The sequence below is a fragment of the Prosthecobacter sp. genome, assembly GCF_049294395.1.
Classification (GTDB): Bacteria; Verrucomicrobiota; Verrucomicrobiia; order Verrucomicrobiales; family Verrucomicrobiaceae; genus Prosthecobacter.
Window position 1 is genome coordinate 66324 of the sequence record NZ_JBAQCR010000151.1, and the last position, 16748, is coordinate 83071.

Here is a 16748-nt window from a genome sequence, read left to right on the forward strand (position 1 = left end):
GGATTAGCTAAACGAATGGCACCAGATGCTCTTTCGGATTGCCTGCCCGCGAGCAGCCCGCCACAATGCGCATGCATGAAAATTACATCACTCGCATTGTCCCTGCTCCTGCTTGCCACCACCGCCCTCCGGGCACAGACCCCGGCTCCTGCCGTCAAGCCAGCCGCTCCGGCGGTTGTCATGCCCCCGCAACCACCGGATGTGCCTGCGGAGAAGTATGGCAAAGATGGCAAGATCAACCCCGGCTTCATCGCTTCGCATGAGAAGTTCGTGAACATCGCCAAGGAAGGCAAAGCGCAGCTCGTGTTCCTGGGCGACTCGATCACCGCTGGCTGGGCAGGCGCTGGCAAGGAAGTCTGGGCAAAGGCCTTCGCCGGCTACACCCCTGCAAATTTCGGCATCGGCGGCGACCGCACACAGCATGTGCTGTGGCGCATCCAGAATGGCGAACTTGAGGTCATCAAACCGAAGGCCGTGGTGCTCATGATCGGCACAAACAACTCCGGATCGGATTCCGCCGAAGGCATCGCCAAAGGCGTCACTGTCATTGTCGAAACCATCCGCGCCAAACAGCCGCAGGCGAAGATCCTTCTGCTCGCGGTTTTCCCACGTGGCGAAAAAGCCAGTCCGAATCCAGGCCGCGACAAACTGAAGGTGGTCAACTCCATCATCGCCAAACTCGACGACGGCAAGAATGTCTTCTTCCTCGACATCGGCGACAAGTTCATGCAGCCCGACGGCAGCCTGACCAAGGAGATCATGCCAGACTTCCTTCACCTCTCCCCTGCCGGCTATCAGATCTGGGCTGACGCAATTGGTCCAAAGCTCGCTGAGCTGATGAAGTAATCCGCCCCGTCATTCTCAGCACGAATTCATCTGGCACACGCGAGACCTGCGTGCATAGGAAAGCCATGCCCCAGCCCGTTATTCTTTCCGACATTGGCAAAGTCCTCATCGATTTCGATTTCAGCATCGCCGCCCGGCGGCTGGCGCAGCAATGCGACCATCCGGCGGAGACGGTGCTGACATTGTTCGATGACATCAAAGGCCCGTATGAGGTGGGGGACATGGATGATGCGGAGTTCGTGCGGCAGGGCATGGCGCGGACGGGGTTTCGAGGCTCGCCCGATGAATTCGCGGCCATCTGGTGCGAAATCTTTGCCCAGAATGAGCCCATGCACGCGACGCTCTCCGCGCTGGAGGGAAAGCTGCCGATGCACCTGCTCTCCAACACCAACGAGCTGCACAAAAGCTACTTCCTGCGCGAGTTTGGGATCTTCCAGCATTTCCAAGATGGAGTGTACTCGCACACCGCCCGCTGCGCCAAGCCGGGAGATGAGATCTTCCTCAAGACCGCCGCGCAGCTGGATCTGGACCCCGCGCGCACGTTTTACATCGACGATCTGGAGGCCAACATCGCCACCGCGAAACGCCTGGGTTTTCGGACATTTCATTACAGCTTTGTGAAGCATTCGCAGCTTCAGGCCGAGCTGAACGAATGGCTGGCAGCTCAGGGCATTGGTTGACGGGCGCGAATACCTGTCATACCCAGTACGTGCTGCCGTTCGTATCACTTGTGTGGCATGATAGCATGCACGACTAAATCCATGAAATGCGACGTTTGCGAAAATGAGGCCACCGTGTTCCTCACCCAGATCATCAACGGTCAGATGACCACGGTGAATCTGTGTGAAACCTGCTCCAAGGCCAAAGGCGTGACCGAGGAAACCGGCTTCGGTCTGGCGGAGGCATTTCTAAGCCCCTCCCACCGAACGGAGTCGGACACGATGGAAATCGTGTGTGACGCCTGCGGCTTCACGGCCTCCCAGCTGAAGAAGATCGGACGCATGGGCTGTCCGGAATGTTATGCCGCCTTCCGTGATGGATTGGACGGGCTGCTGCGCAACATGCACAAGGGAACCCGGCATGTGGGCAAGCGCCCGAGCCACCTCAGCGCTGTAGCCCCTCAGATACTCCCAAGGCAGCGAGCTTCAGCCTTGAAGGAAGCACCTCCACCGGCCCCGGTGCCGACTCCTCCCGTGCCGCCACCGGACATTGCCAAGCTCCGCGCCGAGCTGGATCTGGCCGTGAAGGAGGAGCGCTACGAGGACGCCGCCAAGTTGAAATCCGAGATCGAAAATCTCCAGCCCAAGGCCTCCAAATGAAGGATGTCTCAGCTGGAATGATCCTTCCTCATCTTTCAACGCGTATCTCTATTGCACCGTCCAACTTCGTAATCTCATGATGCGTTTTGCCACCTTGATCAAGAACCCCGCCGACTGGATGAAAGGCGCGGGGCCGCACTCCGACGTGGTCATGACCTCGCGCGTGCGTCTGGCACGCAATCTTCGTGGCTACCCCTTCCCCGGCTTCAGCCAGGAGCGCCAGCGCATCGAGCTGCTGGAACGTGCACGCCCGGTGGTGGAAGAACTGCCCGAAATGCGGGACGGCTACAGTGAGGACTACACTGAGCTCAGCAAGATCCGCAAACAGGTGCTGGTGGAGCGCCACCTCGTCAGCCGTGAGCATGCAGCACGGTCATCCGGCTGCGCCGTGGTCGTGGACCGCAAGCAGAGCATCTCCATCATGATCAATGAGGAGGACCACTTCCGCATCCAGGGCATCCGCCCGGGGCTCAACCTCACCAGCGCCTTTGAAGTGGTGGACCGTGTGGACACGGAGCTGGAAGGCCTGCTGCCGTATGCGTTTGACCCCAAACTGGGCTACCTCACCGCCTGCCCCACCAATCTCGGTACGGGCATGCGCGCCTCCGTCATGCTGCATCTGCCGGCGCTGGTGCTCACCGAGCAGATCAACCCGGTGATCAAGGCCATTGGCAAAATCGGTCTGGCCGTGCGCGGTCTCTACGGCGAAGGCACCGAAGCTCTGGGCAACCTCTTCCAGATCTCCAACCAGCACACGCTGGGTGAGGCGGAGCCGGAAATCATCGCCCAGATCGAAAAAGTCATCGAAGGAGTAGTCCGCTCTGAAGTGACAGCCCGTGCCAAGCTCAAGGAGGACCACCAGACGATGCTGCAGGACCAGATCGGGCGTGCCTTCGCCATTTTGAGGTATGCGCACATCCTTACCTCCAAAGAGGCACTGAACCTGCTTTCCATGCTACGTCTCGGGGCAGATCTCGACCTTGTCGGGAACTGTGACCGCAGCCTGATCGACATGCTTCTGCTTGAAATTCAACCTGCGCATCTGCAGCTCAATGCTGCGCGAGAATTGTCCCCTGAAGAGCGTGACAGCATGCGCGCTGATTTAACCCGCACGCGGTTGCAATCCATCGACGGCCCGGGTAGCTTTCCACCATCACAATCTAACAATGGAGGCACCACCTCCCCTACTAATGATGAATAATTTCACTCCACGCGCCCAACAGGTTCTGGCCCTTGCCCGCAAGGAAGCCGACCGTTTCAACCACAATTACGTCGGCACGGAGCATCTCCTGCTTGGCCTGATCAAACTCGGCCAGGGGGTCGCAGTCAACGTTTTGACCAAGCTCGGTCTCGACCTCGAGACCGTGCGCATGCAGGTGGAGCAACAGGTCGGCTCCGGCCCTGAGACCAAGATGGTCGGCAACATTCCTTACACCCCGAGGGTGAAGAAGGTGCTCGCACTGGCCTCGAAGGAAGCCAAGGCGCTCAACCACAGCTACGTCGGCACGGAGCACATCCTGCTCGGCCTCCTCCGCGAAGGTGAAGGCGTGGCCGCTCAGGTGCTGCGCAACCTCGATGTGAACCTCGACAAGGCGCGCAGCGAGATCCTCAAGGAACTCGACCCTAACTTCTCCTCCCAGAATGAAGAGGAAGAGGAGGAAAGCGAACCCGTCAATCCAACGGGTAACACGCCTTCCGGCGACAAGAAGAAGAATGAGAAGACCCCGGCGCTCAAAGCCTTCGGTCGCGACCTCACTGAGCTCGCCATCAAGGGGGAAATGGACCCCGTCATCGGTCGTTCGGAAGAAATCGCCCGCGTCATCCAGATCCTTTGCCGCCGCACCAAGAACAACCCGGTGCTCATCGGTGAAGCCGGTGTCGGCAAGACCGCCATCGTCGAAGGCCTGGCCCAGGAAATTGCCGCCGGCAACGTTCCTGAAATCCTGCGCGACAAGAAAGTCATCACCCTCGACCTCGCACTCATGGTCGCCGGCACGAAGTATCGCGGCCAGTTTGAAGAGCGCATCAAGGCGGTCATGGATGAAATCCGCCGCAACAAGAACGTGATTCTCTTCATCGACGAGCTGCACACCATCGTGGGTGCAGGCGGCGCTGAAGGAGCGATGGATGCCAGCAACATCATCAAACCTGCGCTCAGCCGTGGTGAACTGCAATGCGTCGGCGCCACCACGCTGAATGAATACCGCAAGTACATCGAGAAGGACTCCGCGCTCGAACGCCGCTTCCAGAGCGTGAAGATCGAGGAGCCCTCCGTTGAGGACGCCATCCGCATTCTCTTCGGCCTGCGTGGCAAATACGAGATGCACCACAAGGCGAAGTACAGCGAAGACGCGCTCCGCTCGGCGGTGAATCTCAGCTCACGCTACCTGCCTTCCCGCTTCCTGCCTGACAAGGCCATCGACATCATGGACGAGGCCGGCTCCAAAGCCCGCATCGCCGCCATGACCCGCCCGCCCGAACTCAAGGTGATTGAAGCCGAGATCGAAGAGATCCGCGTCGAGAAGGAAGGTTCCATCAAGGAGCAGGATTTCGAAAAAGCCGCGAGCCTCCGTGACCGTGAGAAGAACGCGAAGAAGCGTTTTGATGACGTGCTGGAAGCCTGGCGCACCAACAATCAGGAGCGCATCGTTGACGTCACCGAAGAGGACATCATGTCCGTCGTGTCCAAGTGGACCGGAGTTCCGCTGCAACGCATGGAACAGGCTGAAGCCGAGAAACTGCTCAAGATGGAAACCGAGCTCAAGGGCAAGGTCATCGGGCAGGACGAAGCCGTCATCGCCATCAGCAAGGCCCTGCGCCGTTCCCGCGCTGACTTGAAGGACCCGCGTCGTCCGATCGGCTCCTTCCTCTTCCTCGGCCCGACCGGTGTCGGCAAGACCTTCCTCGCGAAGAACCTCGCCGAATTCATGTTTGGCACCGCCGAGTCGCTGATCCAGATCGACATGTCCGAGTACATGGAGAAGCACACCGCCAGCCGTCTGATCGGTGCGCCTCCGGGATACGTCGGTTATGAAGAAGGCGGCCAGCTTTCCGAAGCCGTGCGCCGTCGCCCTTACTCCGTGATCTTGTTCGACGAAGTCGAAAAAGCGCACCCGGATGTCATGCATCTGCTGCTGCAGATTCTGGAAGAAGGCCAGGTCACCGACAACTTCGGCCGCAAGATCGACTTCCGGAACACCATCGTCATCCTCACCTCCAACATCGGTGCGGAGCAGATCAAACGCCAGACCAGCCTGGGCTTCATGGCCATGCAGGAAGACGCCGCCGACAACGCTGGCATCAAGGGCAAGATCACCGAAGCTGCGAAGAAGTTCTTCAAGCCTGAGTTCCTCAACCGCCTCGACGACATCGTCATCTTCCGCATGCTCGAGAAGGAGCAGCTCAACAAGATCGTCGATCTCGAAGTCAGCAAAGTGGTTGTCCGCCTCAAGAAGAAGAACATCCACATCACCCTGGACGACAGCGCCCGCGAGTTCCTCATGAAGGAAGGTTTTGATCCGCAGTATGGTGCGCGTCCGATGCGCCGTGCCGTGGAGAAGAACATCGAAGACCCGCTGGCCGAGCATCTCCTTCGCGGAGACATCCGCGAAGGCGACATCGTCAAGGTCTCCTTTGACGACGAGCACAAGCGCCTCAAGTTTGCAGCCGACAAGCGCGAAACCACTGACATTCCGGCTCCGGCCGAGACGCCAGCCCCTTAACCGGGAGAGGTCCGCCGGGCTCTGCCTGCCATGATCCGTGCCCTGATCCTCGTTCTCCTCCTCGGCAGCCTCGGCTGCTGGTTGGATCGTGAGCATCAGGCGGGGCGTTTCCAGCGCGTGGATGAGTTGTTCCTCGACTTTCTCGTGGCCAATGCGCGGGATCGTTTTGTCGCGGCCGATGATCATGCAGTGACCTCTTCGCCGGTTGTGCTGGTGAAGATGCGTGTGGCTGACAAGGCGGAATATGCCGGCTGGCCCCCGCGCCCGCTGGACTGGCAGATGGTTCTGAAGGGCTTGCAGGCCTACAATCCAGCGGTGGTCGTGGTTCCTGAAACACTGTTTTGGGGCCGCCCTTCGCCCGAGTTTGTGAATGAGGCAGCGCAGGCTTTAGTGCCCTTTCCGAGCACGGTTCTGGGCGTTGAGGCCCAGCTGGCCGCCAGCCGTGAGGCACCCGCATTTCTGGGCGGTCTCGAAAGCTCCCTGCCCCCCTTTCAAAAGGTGCAGGGGGACATTGGCTCCGTTCCGCCTTTGGGGGCCTTGATTGCTGCGCCGGATGACCTGCTCCGCCGACAGGCCGAGATCGGCATTGCTGTGCCGCTTGATGCCAAGAACGCCGACAAACTGGCTTATGCCATGCAGGAGAGCGGCCATCTGCTGCCCACCGTCCTGGCCCAGACTCTGGCACGTTTCACCCAGACGCCGTATGCCACTCAGCGCCTGCTGCTGGGTCCTGGAGCGGGTGCTTACCTCTCCAACGGCGCTTTTGTGCCTCTTTCGGCTGCCGGTGAATTCGTCATCAACACGAAACAGCCCGTTCACGAGGTGGATGCGCTCCATTTGATGACCTCGGAACTGGCCGATGCCCTGTCTCCGCAGGACAAGGCGAATCTCTCAGGGGACAAGGTGATCGTCATTGGAACCGATGATGACGCGCAAAGCGGACTGGCACGCCTGCATGCCCAGGCGCTTGCTCAGGTCCTCGCCCTGCCACGTCTGCGGCTGCTGCCTGCCTGGGCGCAGTGGATCATCTGGGGGGCCGCCGGACTGACGGGGCTTTGGCTGGTGTTGTTTGTACCGCGCAGCAAAGCCATCCTGCGCGGCACGCTGTGCATCTTCGCGGCACTGGTCATCTGCTTCCTCGCCTTTCAGTCCAGTTTGATCTGGTGTCCGCCGACGATTCCTGCCGCCCTGATCGCCGTATCGACGGTGTTTGCGCGAATCGCCGGCCGCAGGAAGCAGACTCTTACCTGACTGCCTTTTTGACTGGGACGGCAAAGACCTGCACCTCGATGTAGTGGTTCATCTCGTTGGCCGAGCTACCATTGCTCCATAGGCGGACGTAACGAGCCTTGGCAGCTTTGCCTTCAATGATGCGGCCATAGTTGGTTTCAATGTAGGCGGGGTCTTTGCCCTTTCCCATGTTGGAGGAATCATCATGGTCGGAATTCCACAGGGTGGTGACACCGGTTTTGAACTCGGGATCGTCCGACGCCAGGATGATGACGTCGAGGTAGGCGTAGGCAGCCTTGTGATAATGCCATACCGCGATTTTTTGCAGTGTGTGGGTGGCTTCGAGATCAATCTGCACCCACTGCTTCCCAGGCATGAGTTCGACGAAGTTCCCATCCGAGCCGTCGGCATCCCCGTCAGTGATCAGCGCGAGATCGCCGATGATAGGAGCTTCATCAGAGGAAGTGACCTTTTTCCCCTTCGCGACATTCACCGTGCCTTTGAGAGCCTTGAAACTCTTGATACGCTTCGAAGGGTCAAATAACTCGATATTGGGAAGTTCCACCACCGGAGGGCTGATAAACATTGGCTTTGGAAGGTCTATGGTAATTTCCACCTCCCCCATCATGCTTGAATTTGCCTGCTGGGTTCCAGCAATGAATTCCTGATCCTGCGGGCTCAGGCTCACCAGTGGCACCGTGATGATGGTCCCGTCTTCACGCCTGAGCAGGAGATTGTCGCCCGTACGACGAACCAGTTCTGCCCGGAGCTCATTCTGGCCGCTGGCATCCTTCCAGACGCGGTCTGCGGATTGGAGCGCCCCCGCCGCCAGACATAGGCAAATCAGAATCCCAGGCTTCAGCGGCAATTGTTTCAGGTGCGTGAGCATGATGCCAAAAGGTGAAACAAGAACGCCGGACGGCAACCAGATAGCAGGCACCTTCCATGCGAGCCAATGGGGGCAGCCCCCTCAATTAGCCCTTGTGGAACACTGGCAAGCCCCTAGTGTCCGCCTCCCCTCCCCCAAAAAATTATAGCATGCGTTTTCGCAACCTGACCCGCCGGCGTGAGATCGGCGCCAATTCCTACCTCCTCGAAGCCGGAGATTCTCGCGTCGTGCTGGATGCCGGCATGCACCCGAAACGCGCAGGCTACGAAGCCCTCCCGGATTTCGCACCGCTGCCGCACAAGTCGGCCAACGCAGTGATCATCACGCATGCGCATCACGATCACATCGGCTCCATGCCCGTGCTGCAGCGCAAGCAGCCGAACACCCCCGTGCTGATGACCGAAATCACCGGCGAGCTGGCGTCAGCGATGTTGCACAACTCCGTCAACGTGATGACAAAACAGCGCGAGGAGGAAAGCATCACGGAATACCCCCTCTTCACCCACCGCGAACTGGATGACATCCGCGCCCAGTGGATCTACCGCGACATCGACCGCCCGTTTGAGATCCCGGACACCAACTTGGAGGCCACGATGTTCGACGCCGGTCACATCCTCGGTTCCACAGGCGTCTTGGTCCGTGAAGGCAGCAACACCCTGTTTTACACCGGGGACGTGAACTTCGAGGCGCAGACAATCTGCCGCGCCGCCGACTTCCCCACCAGCGGCATTGACGTGATGATCGCCGAGACGACGCGTGGCGATTATGCACGCCCGGAAGGTTTTTCCCGCAAAGGCGAAAAAGAACGCCTCGCCGGCGTGATCCGCGAAACGCATGAAGCCGGTGGCGCCGTCATGATTCCCGTCTTTGCCCTGGGCAAAACGCAAGAGGTCATGCTGATGCTGCACGAACTGCACCAGGAAGGCCTCATCCCTGAGATGCCGCTCTACATCGGCGGTCTGAGCACCAAGATCACCGTGCTCTATGATCACTACGCCTCCCGCAGCCGCCGCAGCTATCCCGGCTTCCGACTGCTGGACGACATGAAGATGCTCGTACCACGCAAGAGCAAGAAACGGCAGGAAATCGTTTCCAGCCCGCGCTCCCTTTACGCGCTCTCCAGCGGCATGATGACGGAGCATACCGTCTCTAATACCTTTGCGCAGAAATTCCTCGATAACCCGCGCAACACCGTCTGCTTCGTCGGCTACACCGACCCCGATTCCCCCGGCTACAAGATCCGCAATGCCACGCCCGGCACGATGATCAAACTCGCCAAGGACATGCCTGCCGTGGCGCTGCACGCCCGCATCGAGAGCTTTGACCTAAGCGCCCACGCTTCACGTGAGCAGATCGCCGAATACATCGAGAAGGTGAAGCCCAAGAAGCTCCTTCTCGTCCATGGCGAAGAGCCCGCGCAGATGTGGTTCACCCGCCGCTTCAACGAAAGCATCCCTGAAACTGAAATCATCCGCCCAGAACCGAATCAGCCAGTCGATCTCTGGTAACTTCCGGCCATGCCGCGCCTCATCGCCATTGTCGCCATGTCGAGCAACCGCGTCATCGGACGCGAGGGCAAGCTGCCGTGGCATTTCCCGGAGGATTTGAAGTTCTTCAAGCGAACGACGCTCGGTCACCCCATCCTCATGGGGCGCGCGACGTTTAACTCCATTGGCAGGCCGCTGCCCGGACGCCAGAACATTGTTTTAAGCCACACGATGGCACCACGCGAAGGGCTCACAGTCATTCGCAGCGCCGCCGAACTGCCGCAGGTGTGCGGTGAAGCCGAAACCGTCTTTGTCATCGGCGGGGCACGCGTGTTTGAGGAACTCCTGCCCCAGTGTGACGGGCTGTATCTGACCTTGATCGCCGAACCGTACGAGGGCGATGTTCTCTTGCCCCCCTTCGAACATCTTTTCCAGTTCAAGGAAATCGTGGGTCAGTCGGAAGGCTTGGAATTTCGCTATTACGAAAGACTGGCGAACGTGAAATAACACCAACGCCAAGGTGTTCTCACACCCTCCTTACAACTCATTTACGAGCGCCTGACGCATCGTTTTCGATCTGTGGGAGAATACCATCAGACAACGAACCGGAAACGGTTCAGTCAAAACTTTCAAATAGTGGTTCCTTCTGGCTGTTGGACTCTATCAAGCGACGGGACGGATCAGGTGATCCGCCCCGTTTGCTTTTCCAGCCAGGGGTGCAGACACCAGGTTCCCTTCCTCACGGTAGGTTTCTGATACTGAAATGCTTGATTTCCCTGCTCATGTCCCGAAGGTGCAGCAATCGCCGCCAACCTTAGACGATGAAATTCGCCATTTTCGGAGACATCCACGCCAATCTTGAAGCCCTGCAGACCGTTCTGTGGGACGCTCAGGAACAGGGTTGTGCCAATTACGTCTGCCTCGGCGACATCGTCGGCTACGCAGCCAACCCGGTGGAATGCCTGCAGGCAGTGCGGGATCTTGGCTGCCCGGTGGTGCGCGGCAATCACGATGAAGGGGCCGCCAGCGAGAGTTCCCTCGAAGAATTGAACCCCCTGGCCCAGAACGCCCTGCTCTGGACGCGTGAACAGCTCAGCGAAGAGCAGCGCCAGTGGCTGCGGGATCTGAAGCTGGTGCGCCAGGTGCGCGATTTCACCATCGTTCACGCCACACTCGATTCTCCCGGCAACTGGGGCTACGTGACCAACCGCTTTGATGCGATGGCCAGCTTCAGCTACCAGTTCACCCAAGTGTGCTTCTACGGCCACACGCATGTGCCGCGTATTTTTGAGAAGGACGACGCTGTGCGTGCCGCCCGTGGCACCGACGTCATGCTGCAGCGCGGTGTGAAATACTTCGTCAATGTGGGCAGTGTCGGCCAGCCCCGTGACGGCGACTGGCGTGCCGCCTACGCTATCTACGACGTGCAGGCGCAGACGATCTCGATCCGCCGGCTGGAATACGACATCGAAACCGCGCAGGGTAAAATCCGCGCCGCTGGTCTTCCCTCTCTGCTGGCCGACCGTCTTGCCTTGGGCAAATGAGCGCCGCCACGCGCCAGCTTCCCAGCCTGCGCGATTTCCGCTCCGCGCTCATCGTCAAACCGAGTTCCTTGGGCGACATCGTCCACACTCTGCCTGCGGTGAAAGCGCTGCGGGATGCGCATCCGCAGCTGAAAATCCGCTGGCTTGCCAACACCGAGTGGACGCCGATCCTGCAGGGCAGTCCGCTGCTTGATGAAGTGATCCCCTTCCCGCGCAAAACTTTTCGCGGTCTGACAGGTCTGGCGCGCTTCTGGAACTGGCGCCGCACCTGGATGACGCTGCCACGTGAGGAACCCGAGATCGTGCTCGATTTTCAGGGCCTGCTGCGCAGCGGACTCGTCAGCAGCTGGCGTGGATCGCAAATCGTCATCGGCCTTTCGGATGCCCGCGAAGGTTCCCGTTTCTTTTACAACCACACCGTTCCGGTGAATGCCGGAGCCCATGCGGTGGACCGCTATCTCGAGCTGCCGCGTGCCTTGGGTATCCGCATCGAGCCAGAGGATATCGCCTTTGAGCTCGCTCCCGGCGCTGCGCCCGCCGGCTGGACTGAGGCTCTGCCGGATTTCATCGCAGTGCATCCTTGGTCGCGTGGGGAAGGCAAATCTCTCTCCAATTCCTCCCTGCAGGCGCTTTGCGATGCTTTGGCTCCGCATCCCGTCGTCCTCGTCGGCATGACGTCCGACCCGACCCGACCCACCGGAAGCCATATTCATGACTGGAGCCAGCGCACCTCCCTGCCCGAACTGATTTGGATCATGCGCCAGGCAAAGTTTTGCATCAGCGTGGACAGCGGCCCCATGCACATCGCTGCGGCAATCAATCCGCGGACACTCGGCATCCATACGTGGAGTGATCCGCGCAAGGTTGGCCCGTATCCTTCCGGTGCTCACGTCTGGAAAGGCGGACGCATCGCTCCACGCGGCGCATTCAGCGCGGAGGAATGCCAGAGCGATGCCAGCGTGACCGATCAGGACGCACGCGGCATCGGCGAATGGGTGTGCCTGAGACTGGCCTGAGGTGCTGCGGCTATTTCTTCGCGGCAGCGTCCTTGACCATCTTCACATACTTGGCGGGATCGGCCTTGAAGTCCTTGAGGCAGGATTTGCAGCAAAGATACACGTCCGTGCCTTCGTGGGTGACTTTGACCGGCTTGCCCATCTCACCGCCGAAAGCCTCGCCGGAGACGGCGCAGGTTTTGAGCGGGTAGGAGGCAGGGATGCCTTCAGGGGCGGCGTGCAGGAAACTGACGCTGCAAAGAGCGGTGACGAGGAGGAGACCGAGGATGACTTTCATGGTGATGTGGTACGGATGGATTAACGGGAAAGTTTGGCCAGATATTTGGCCTGATTGGCTTCAAACTTTTTCACGCAGGGTTTGCAGCAGAATTTGATCTCCTGCCCGTTGTAGACCTTCGTCACAGGATCGCCCATGGAGCCCAGTGTGTTGCCGCTGACGAGGCAGGTCTTGAGTGGGTAGGACTTTGTTCCAGGGGCGGCCTGCAGGCCGAAGGAAGTGAGCAGGAGAAGGATGGCGAGTTTGGTTTTCATGAGTGTGTTTTTGTTTTTGAAGGGTGGCTTAAAACCAGAAGCCAAGACCGGCACCGAAACCATAATCAGTATGATAGGCGGTGGAAAGGGACAGGCGCTTGGTGAGCATGTACTCCGCGCCAAAGGCGAGCTCCCATATCTGCTGCGTGTCATACTGAGCACGGGCATTGACGCTGAAGCGCGGGGTGATCTGAAAGGTTCTGCCAATGATGAAACGGAAATCGCCGGTGCTGCCCACATTGGCGGTGAGCACGAAAAGATAGGGCAGCCGATACCAGAAGCCGGCGAGCGCACGGTTCTCCGAGCCAGAGATATTAGTGAGGCGTGCGCCGGTGAAGACGCCGAAGTTGGGATTGATGTAGCGCTCGTAGAGGAGGTCGATTTCGTATTCAGTTTTGTTCTGCTCACGATTGCGGCCGATTTCCCACGGCACTCGCAGGGCATTGCGACCGCTCATCAACGTGGCGGTGCCGTCGGAGAGCTGGGAGAGCACATTGAAATCCGCAAACGGGTAGAGCATGGGCATGGCGTGCTCTCCCATGGCAGGCATGTGCGGCATGAGGTGAGTAGGAGCTCCCAGCTTCGGCGTTTCCTTTTGATAACTGACGATGCGGGCCATGCCCTCCATCATGTGATAGAGGATGTGGCAGTGGAACATCCAGTCGCCCTGTTCATTGGCCTCAAACTCGATGGTGCGTCGGCCCATGGGCGGCACATCGACGGTGTGCTTCAGCGGTGACCACGCCCCCTGGCCATTGAGCAGGCGAAAGAAATGCCCGTGCAAATGGATGGGGTGATGCATCATCGTATCGTTCACGAGTTCCATGCGGAGGATTTCACCGCGCTTCACGGGGATGACGCCGTCCTCATCAATAGTCTTGCCGTTGAAGGACCAGATGTAGCGCTGCATGTCGCCGGTGAGGCGCAGCGTCAGCTCGCGCACTGGCAGGCCGGAAGGCAGCGTGGTGGGCTTCACCGCGCGCAGCTGGCGGTAAGGTGCCATGGGGCGCGGCGGCGGCTCCGCAGTGCTGTCGGCATCCATGTCGTCCAGCGCGGCCATGAGCATGTCATCCATGCTGTAGAGATTCGGTTTTGGCACTGTGGGAGCGGGATGTTCAGCACCGTTGCCAAAGAAGGCGCTGCTGCTGCCGGAGCCATCCTGCGCCGTGGCGCGCAGCTCCCAGCGACCATTTGCCGGGACGGTAAGCAGCACGTCATACGTTTCTGCGATGCCCATGAGCAGCCGCTGCACTTTCATGGGCTGCACTGAAGTGCCGTCTGCGGCGACGATGGTCAGCGGGCCCGTGGCTGACTCCAGATAAAAATATGTGGCCGCTCCGGCATTGATGAAGCGCAGGCGCACGGTTTGCCCGGCCTTGGCAGGAACCTCGAATATACGGACACCATTGATGAGGAACGCATCATAGGCCACGTCCGAGATGTCCATGGGCGGCATTCGTGAGCGCTCGCGCGCCAGATACTCCTTCAGCATGCCCTTTTGCACGGCTCCAGCGATGCTCTGCGCCGTGCCCTTTTTCACCGGATACCAGTTCGTGCCACGCTTGAGACTGCGCAGCACCTCGTGCGGGTTTTCGTTGGTCCAGTCGGAAAGCACCATCACTTGGTCCAAATCCGCATGCTCGGCTTCTCCTCCACGTGGCAGCACCACGATGCTGCCAAACACCCCGCGCTGCTCCTGCAATCCGGTGTGCGAATGAAACCAGTAAGTGCCCGCATGCCGCAGAGGGAAGGTGAAGGTGTGTGTCTGCCCGGCCTTGATCGGCGGCGTGGTCACATAGGGCACGCCATCCTGTTCATTTGGCAGCAGCAGGCCGTGCCAATGGGTGGAGGTTTCCTCATGCTTCAGGCGGTTGTGCACATGAATGACCGCCGTGTCGCCCTCACGAAATCGGAGCGTCGGGCCAGGCATCGTACCGTTGATGGTCAGCGCCTTCACGGCTTTGCCTGCTGGAGACAGCACCTGCTCCGCGATCTCCAGATCATACTCCACCGTGGCTGCCATGGCAGACGGCAGCGCTCCAGTCAGCAAACTGAGGCAGGTGAGGATGGTAAAGCGGGTGTGCATTCAAACCGATAAACACCACATCGGACCGAAACCCTCGGTAATTCTCATCATTCGCAATCCATCACAAAATTAGTGCACTTTCCGCAAGGGTTTGGGCGGGCCCTGGTGTTAGTCATCGTAGCATCCTTGATTCCATGAACGACGACCAGCTTCATCAGCGCCTGCGCGAATCCCCCGCACCCGTTTCACTGCCCAGTTCTTTCACCCGGGAAGTGTGGGCGCGCATTGAGGCCGCAGAAGCCACCTCTCTCCGCACAGCCCTGTCTCAGCTCTGGCAGGCCTGGCTGGGCACGCTCGCACGGCCTGTGCCTGCTTTTGCCACCATCGCCGTCTGCATGCTGATAGGAGGCGGCTTTGGTTTGATCCAACAGCGCGATTCCTTCCCGGCGAGGGGTGAGCTGGCTTATGTGGAATCGATCAATCCCTTCCTGCAAATGGACCACGAGGTGTCGCCATGAAGCGCGGCCTGATCATCCTCATCGTTGCTGTCATCCTTGGGGTTGGCATGTTTTTTGGCTCGCAGCAGATGCTGCGTCCATGCGACTGTGTACAGACAGAGCAGATGCCAGTCGAAAACGGCAGCCTGCTGCCCGAACTCCAGTGGCTGCGCGCCTCCCTGCATCTCACCGACCCGCAATTTGAAAAGGTGCAGGCACTGCATCTGGCCTATCAGCCGAAATGTGCGGAGTTGTGCATGCGCATCCAGCATTCAGACCATGCACTGCAGGAGGCTGCCTCTCGAAGCCGTGCAGTGACGGCCGATGTCACGAAACTCATGCATGAGCGCGCTGATCTCACTCAGGAGTGCCAGCAGGCGATGCTGAAGCATGTCTATGAGACAGCCGACTGCATGGCGCCGGAGCAGGCGGACAAGTACCTGAAGATCGTGCTGCCCCATGTGCTGGGGTCAGTCCATTCATCCCACTGATTCATCTGCATGTCTGACACGCCTCCCGACGCCGACATTGCCGCCATGCAGCGACTCGCTGCGGGTGATGATCTTGCGCTGAACGGCCTGATGGAACGCTGGAAGGACAAAGTGGCCGCATTTCTCCTGCGCATGACCGGCAATGCCGCCGCTGCCACTGACCTCACGCAGGAGACGTTTGTGAAGCTGTATCAAAGCCGCGCTCGCTATCACCCGTCTGCGCCGTTTCCAACTTATCTCTTTCGCATTGCTGCCAATCTCGCTCGCAATCATGCACGCTGGAAGCAGCGCCACCCCACGGTGTCCATCGACAACGAAGACGATCATGTACCCGAAAGCGTGGAGACCCAGCCCGGCCCGGATGAGCAGATGGAACGCGGTGAACAAATGCAGCGCGTCGAAGCCGCCCTCGCCGCACTGCCTGCGGATCTGCGCGAGGCCATGCTTCTTTTCACCTATCAGGAGATGAGCTACGCAGAGATCGCCGCCGCCGTGGGCTGCAGCTCGAAAGCGGTGGAAACACGCATCTATCGCGCGCGCCAGATTTTGCGCGCCGCACTTGGAGGTTCGCAAGCGGACTGACTCTGCCTTGTCATGCAGTATGCGTGCCTTGTGGTCCTCAAGGGTTTGCCGAAGCATCGGGGTTTGTCTGGTTGAAGCAGATGCTTCTTCAACACTCAACAGAACCACATCATGAAAACGAAACTCATCAAATCCATCCTCACCGGAATCATGGCGGTCAGTGCATTGGCTCTCGTATCCTGCCAGGCCACCGCTGCCAAGCCCGCCAGCTGCTGCCCCACCAGCGCGGTGACCTGCAGCAAGTGCCACACCGTCACGTTCAAATCCCCCTCGGTCACTTCAGCTCCTGGTGACAAAGGCATCATCACCCTCCACTCCTCCAGCCACATGAGCTGCCCGGACTGCGAGACCAAGCTCGTCGCCTGGGGCAAGAAGGGCGAACTGCCTACCCACACCTGCAAGACCTGCGGCGGCACTCTGCATCACTGCTCGATCCACTAAGCTGGTGCGCGGCATCCACACGGGCGGCGTCTGTGATCCAGACGCCGCTTTGTTTTTATCGAACGTGCGGGACTTTGAGCCCAAACCAGACCACGGCGCACAAGGCGAGCCCACCACCCGTGCCAAA

Annotated in this window: 18 protein-coding genes; 14 read left to right on the plus strand and 4 right to left on the minus strand. The window is 59.5% G+C overall.

The features are described from left to right. Positions 1-75 precede the first annotated feature (75 nt). The 6 genes from WAW39_RS10395 (at position 76) to WAW39_RS10420 (ending at position 7138) form a co-directional block, all read left to right on the plus strand. On the plus strand, positions 76-846 hold the full coding sequence (locus WAW39_RS10395; RefSeq protein WP_422318460.1) for a platelet-activating factor acetylhydrolase IB subunit: 771 nt from the start codon (positions 76-78) through the stop codon (positions 844-846). Positions 847-911: 65 nt separating this feature from the next. Further along, positions 912-1526, plus strand: coding sequence for an HAD family hydrolase (locus WAW39_RS10400; RefSeq protein WP_422318462.1), 615 nt, complete (start codon positions 912-914; stop codon positions 1524-1526). 81 nt (positions 1527-1607) lie between these two features. Further along, a complete protein-coding gene (locus tag WAW39_RS10405) occupies positions 1608-2165 on the plus strand; it encodes a UvrB/UvrC motif-containing protein (RefSeq protein WP_422318464.1) in 558 nt (185 codons plus the stop codon). A 76-nt stretch (positions 2166-2241) separates the two neighbouring features. Beyond that, positions 2242-3366 (plus strand): protein arginine kinase, encoded by a 1125-nt coding sequence (locus tag WAW39_RS10410; protein WP_422318466.1) that lies wholly within the window; start codon positions 2242-2244, stop codon positions 3364-3366. After that, positions 3356-5887: an ATP-dependent Clp protease ATP-binding subunit gene (locus tag WAW39_RS10415; protein ID WP_422318468.1), complete on the plus strand. Its 2532-nt coding sequence runs from the start codon at positions 3356-3358 to the stop codon at positions 5885-5887. Before WAW39_RS10410 ends, WAW39_RS10415 begins: the two co-directional genes overlap by 11 nt. Positions 5888-5917: 30 nt before the next feature. Beyond that, positions 5918-7138 (plus strand): hypothetical protein, encoded by a 1221-nt coding sequence (locus WAW39_RS10420; protein WP_422318470.1) that lies wholly within the window; start codon positions 5918-5920, stop codon positions 7136-7138. Here WAW39_RS10420 and WAW39_RS10425 read toward each other — a convergent pair. Next, positions 7131-8006 carry a discoidin domain-containing protein gene (locus tag WAW39_RS10425; RefSeq protein ID WP_422318472.1) on the minus strand — a complete coding sequence of 292 codons (876 nt, stop codon included), beginning with the start codon at positions 8004-8006 and terminating at the stop codon, positions 7131-7133. The two genes, WAW39_RS10420 and WAW39_RS10425, sit on opposite strands and share 8 nt — an antisense overlap. A gap of 149 nt (positions 8007-8155) precedes the next feature. On the opposite strand from WAW39_RS10425, the gene WAW39_RS10430 reads away from it, so the two are divergent. From WAW39_RS10430 to WAW39_RS10445, 4 genes are all read left to right on the plus strand, one after another. Then, positions 8156-9514 carry an MBL fold metallo-hydrolase gene (locus WAW39_RS10430; protein ID WP_422318474.1) on the plus strand — a complete coding sequence of 453 codons (1359 nt, stop codon included), beginning with the start codon at positions 8156-8158 and terminating at the stop codon, positions 9512-9514. A 9-nt stretch (positions 9515-9523) separates the two neighbouring features. Then, positions 9524-10000 carry a dihydrofolate reductase gene (locus WAW39_RS10435; protein ID WP_422318476.1) on the plus strand — a complete coding sequence of 159 codons (477 nt, stop codon included), beginning with the start codon at positions 9524-9526 and terminating at the stop codon, positions 9998-10000. A gap of 314 nt (positions 10001-10314) precedes the next feature. Further along, entirely contained in the window at positions 10315-11037 is a 723-nt protein-coding gene (locus tag WAW39_RS10440) for a metallophosphoesterase family protein (protein ID WP_422318478.1), read from the plus strand. Continuing rightward, complete coding sequence (locus WAW39_RS10445) at positions 11034-12053, plus strand: glycosyltransferase family 9 protein (RefSeq protein WP_422318480.1); 1020 nt, start codon at positions 11034-11036, stop codon at positions 12051-12053. Before WAW39_RS10440 ends, WAW39_RS10445 begins: the two co-directional genes overlap by 4 nt. A 10-nt stretch (positions 12054-12063) precedes the next feature. Here the strand turns inward: WAW39_RS10445 and WAW39_RS10450 are convergent, their stop codons facing one another. The 3 genes from WAW39_RS10450 to WAW39_RS10460 are packed head-to-tail and all read right to left on the minus strand — an operon-like array spanning position 12064 to position 14670. Further along, positions 12064-12330 carry a hypothetical protein gene (locus tag WAW39_RS10450; protein ID WP_422318482.1) on the minus strand — a complete coding sequence of 89 codons (267 nt, stop codon included), beginning with the start codon at positions 12328-12330 and terminating at the stop codon, positions 12064-12066. Between the two features lie 20 nt (positions 12331-12350). Further along, positions 12351-12584 (minus strand): hypothetical protein, encoded by a 234-nt coding sequence (locus WAW39_RS10455; RefSeq protein ID WP_422318484.1) that lies wholly within the window; start codon positions 12582-12584, stop codon positions 12351-12353. A 28-nt stretch (positions 12585-12612) separates the two neighbouring features. Further along, on the minus strand, positions 12613-14670 hold the full coding sequence (locus tag WAW39_RS10460; RefSeq protein WP_422318486.1) for a multicopper oxidase domain-containing protein: 2058 nt from the start codon (positions 14668-14670) through the stop codon (positions 12613-12615). A gap of 134 nt (positions 14671-14804) precedes the next feature. Here WAW39_RS10460 and WAW39_RS10465 point away from each other — a divergent pair, with 134 nt between their 5' ends. From WAW39_RS10465 to WAW39_RS10480, 4 genes are all read left to right on the plus strand, one after another. Beyond that, positions 14805-15128 (plus strand): hypothetical protein, encoded by a 324-nt coding sequence (locus WAW39_RS10465; protein ID WP_422318488.1) that lies wholly within the window; start codon positions 14805-14807, stop codon positions 15126-15128. Further along, positions 15125-15598, plus strand: coding sequence for a hypothetical protein (locus tag WAW39_RS10470; protein WP_422318490.1), 474 nt, complete (start codon positions 15125-15127; stop codon positions 15596-15598). Before WAW39_RS10465 ends, WAW39_RS10470 begins: the two co-directional genes overlap by 4 nt. A 9-nt stretch (positions 15599-15607) precedes the next feature. After that, the gene (locus tag WAW39_RS10475; protein ID WP_422318492.1) at positions 15608-16180 is read left to right on the plus strand and encodes an RNA polymerase sigma factor; all 573 of its coding nucleotides are present in this window, start codon (positions 15608-15610) and stop codon (positions 16178-16180) included. Positions 16181-16291: 111 nt separating this feature from the next. Next, positions 16292-16621 carry a hypothetical protein gene (locus tag WAW39_RS10480; protein ID WP_422318494.1) on the plus strand — a complete coding sequence of 110 codons (330 nt, stop codon included), beginning with the start codon at positions 16292-16294 and terminating at the stop codon, positions 16619-16621. Positions 16622-16748: the final 127 nt, after the last annotated feature.

What these genes read in the sequence shown, in the direction of transcription:
- WAW39_RS10395 (WP_422318460.1), top strand. Translation starts at nt 76, where the DNA reads ATGAAAATTACATCACTCGCATTGTCCCTGCTCCTGCTTGCCACCACC.
- WAW39_RS10400 (WP_422318462.1), top strand. Translation starts at nt 912, where the DNA reads ATGCCCCAGCCCGTTATTCTTTCCGACATTGGCAAAGTCCTCATCGAT.
- WAW39_RS10405 (WP_422318464.1), top strand. Translation starts at nt 1,608, where the DNA reads ATGAAATGCGACGTTTGCGAAAATGAGGCCACCGTGTTCCTCACCCAG.
- WAW39_RS10410 (WP_422318466.1), top strand. Translation starts at nt 2,242, where the DNA reads ATGATGCGTTTTGCCACCTTGATCAAGAACCCCGCCGACTGGATGAAA.
- WAW39_RS10415 (WP_422318468.1), top strand. Translation starts at nt 3,356, where the DNA reads ATGATGAATAATTTCACTCCACGCGCCCAACAGGTTCTGGCCCTTGCC.
- WAW39_RS10420 (WP_422318470.1), top strand. Translation starts at nt 5,918, where the DNA reads ATGATCCGTGCCCTGATCCTCGTTCTCCTCCTCGGCAGCCTCGGCTGC.
- WAW39_RS10425 (WP_422318472.1), bottom strand. Translation starts at nt 8,006, where the DNA reads ATGCTCACGCACCTGAAACAATTGCCGCTGAAGCCTGGGATTCTGATT.
- WAW39_RS10430 (WP_422318474.1), top strand. Translation starts at nt 8,156, where the DNA reads ATGCGTTTTCGCAACCTGACCCGCCGGCGTGAGATCGGCGCCAATTCC.
- WAW39_RS10435 (WP_422318476.1), top strand. Translation starts at nt 9,524, where the DNA reads ATGCCGCGCCTCATCGCCATTGTCGCCATGTCGAGCAACCGCGTCATC.
- WAW39_RS10440 (WP_422318478.1), top strand. Translation starts at nt 10,315, where the DNA reads ATGAAATTCGCCATTTTCGGAGACATCCACGCCAATCTTGAAGCCCTG.
- WAW39_RS10445 (WP_422318480.1), top strand. Translation starts at nt 11,034, where the DNA reads ATGAGCGCCGCCACGCGCCAGCTTCCCAGCCTGCGCGATTTCCGCTCC.
- WAW39_RS10450 (WP_422318482.1), bottom strand. Translation starts at nt 12,330, where the DNA reads ATGAAAGTCATCCTCGGTCTCCTCCTCGTCACCGCTCTTTGCAGCGTC.
- WAW39_RS10455 (WP_422318484.1), bottom strand. Translation starts at nt 12,584, where the DNA reads ATGAAAACCAAACTCGCCATCCTTCTCCTGCTCACTTCCTTCGGCCTG.
- WAW39_RS10460 (WP_422318486.1), bottom strand. Translation starts at nt 14,670, where the DNA reads ATGCACACCCGCTTTACCATCCTCACCTGCCTCAGTTTGCTGACTGGA.
- WAW39_RS10465 (WP_422318488.1), top strand. Translation starts at nt 14,805, where the DNA reads ATGAACGACGACCAGCTTCATCAGCGCCTGCGCGAATCCCCCGCACCC.
- WAW39_RS10470 (WP_422318490.1), top strand. Translation starts at nt 15,125, where the DNA reads ATGAAGCGCGGCCTGATCATCCTCATCGTTGCTGTCATCCTTGGGGTT.
- WAW39_RS10475 (WP_422318492.1), top strand. Translation starts at nt 15,608, where the DNA reads ATGTCTGACACGCCTCCCGACGCCGACATTGCCGCCATGCAGCGACTC.
- WAW39_RS10480 (WP_422318494.1), top strand. Translation starts at nt 16,292, where the DNA reads ATGAAAACGAAACTCATCAAATCCATCCTCACCGGAATCATGGCGGTC.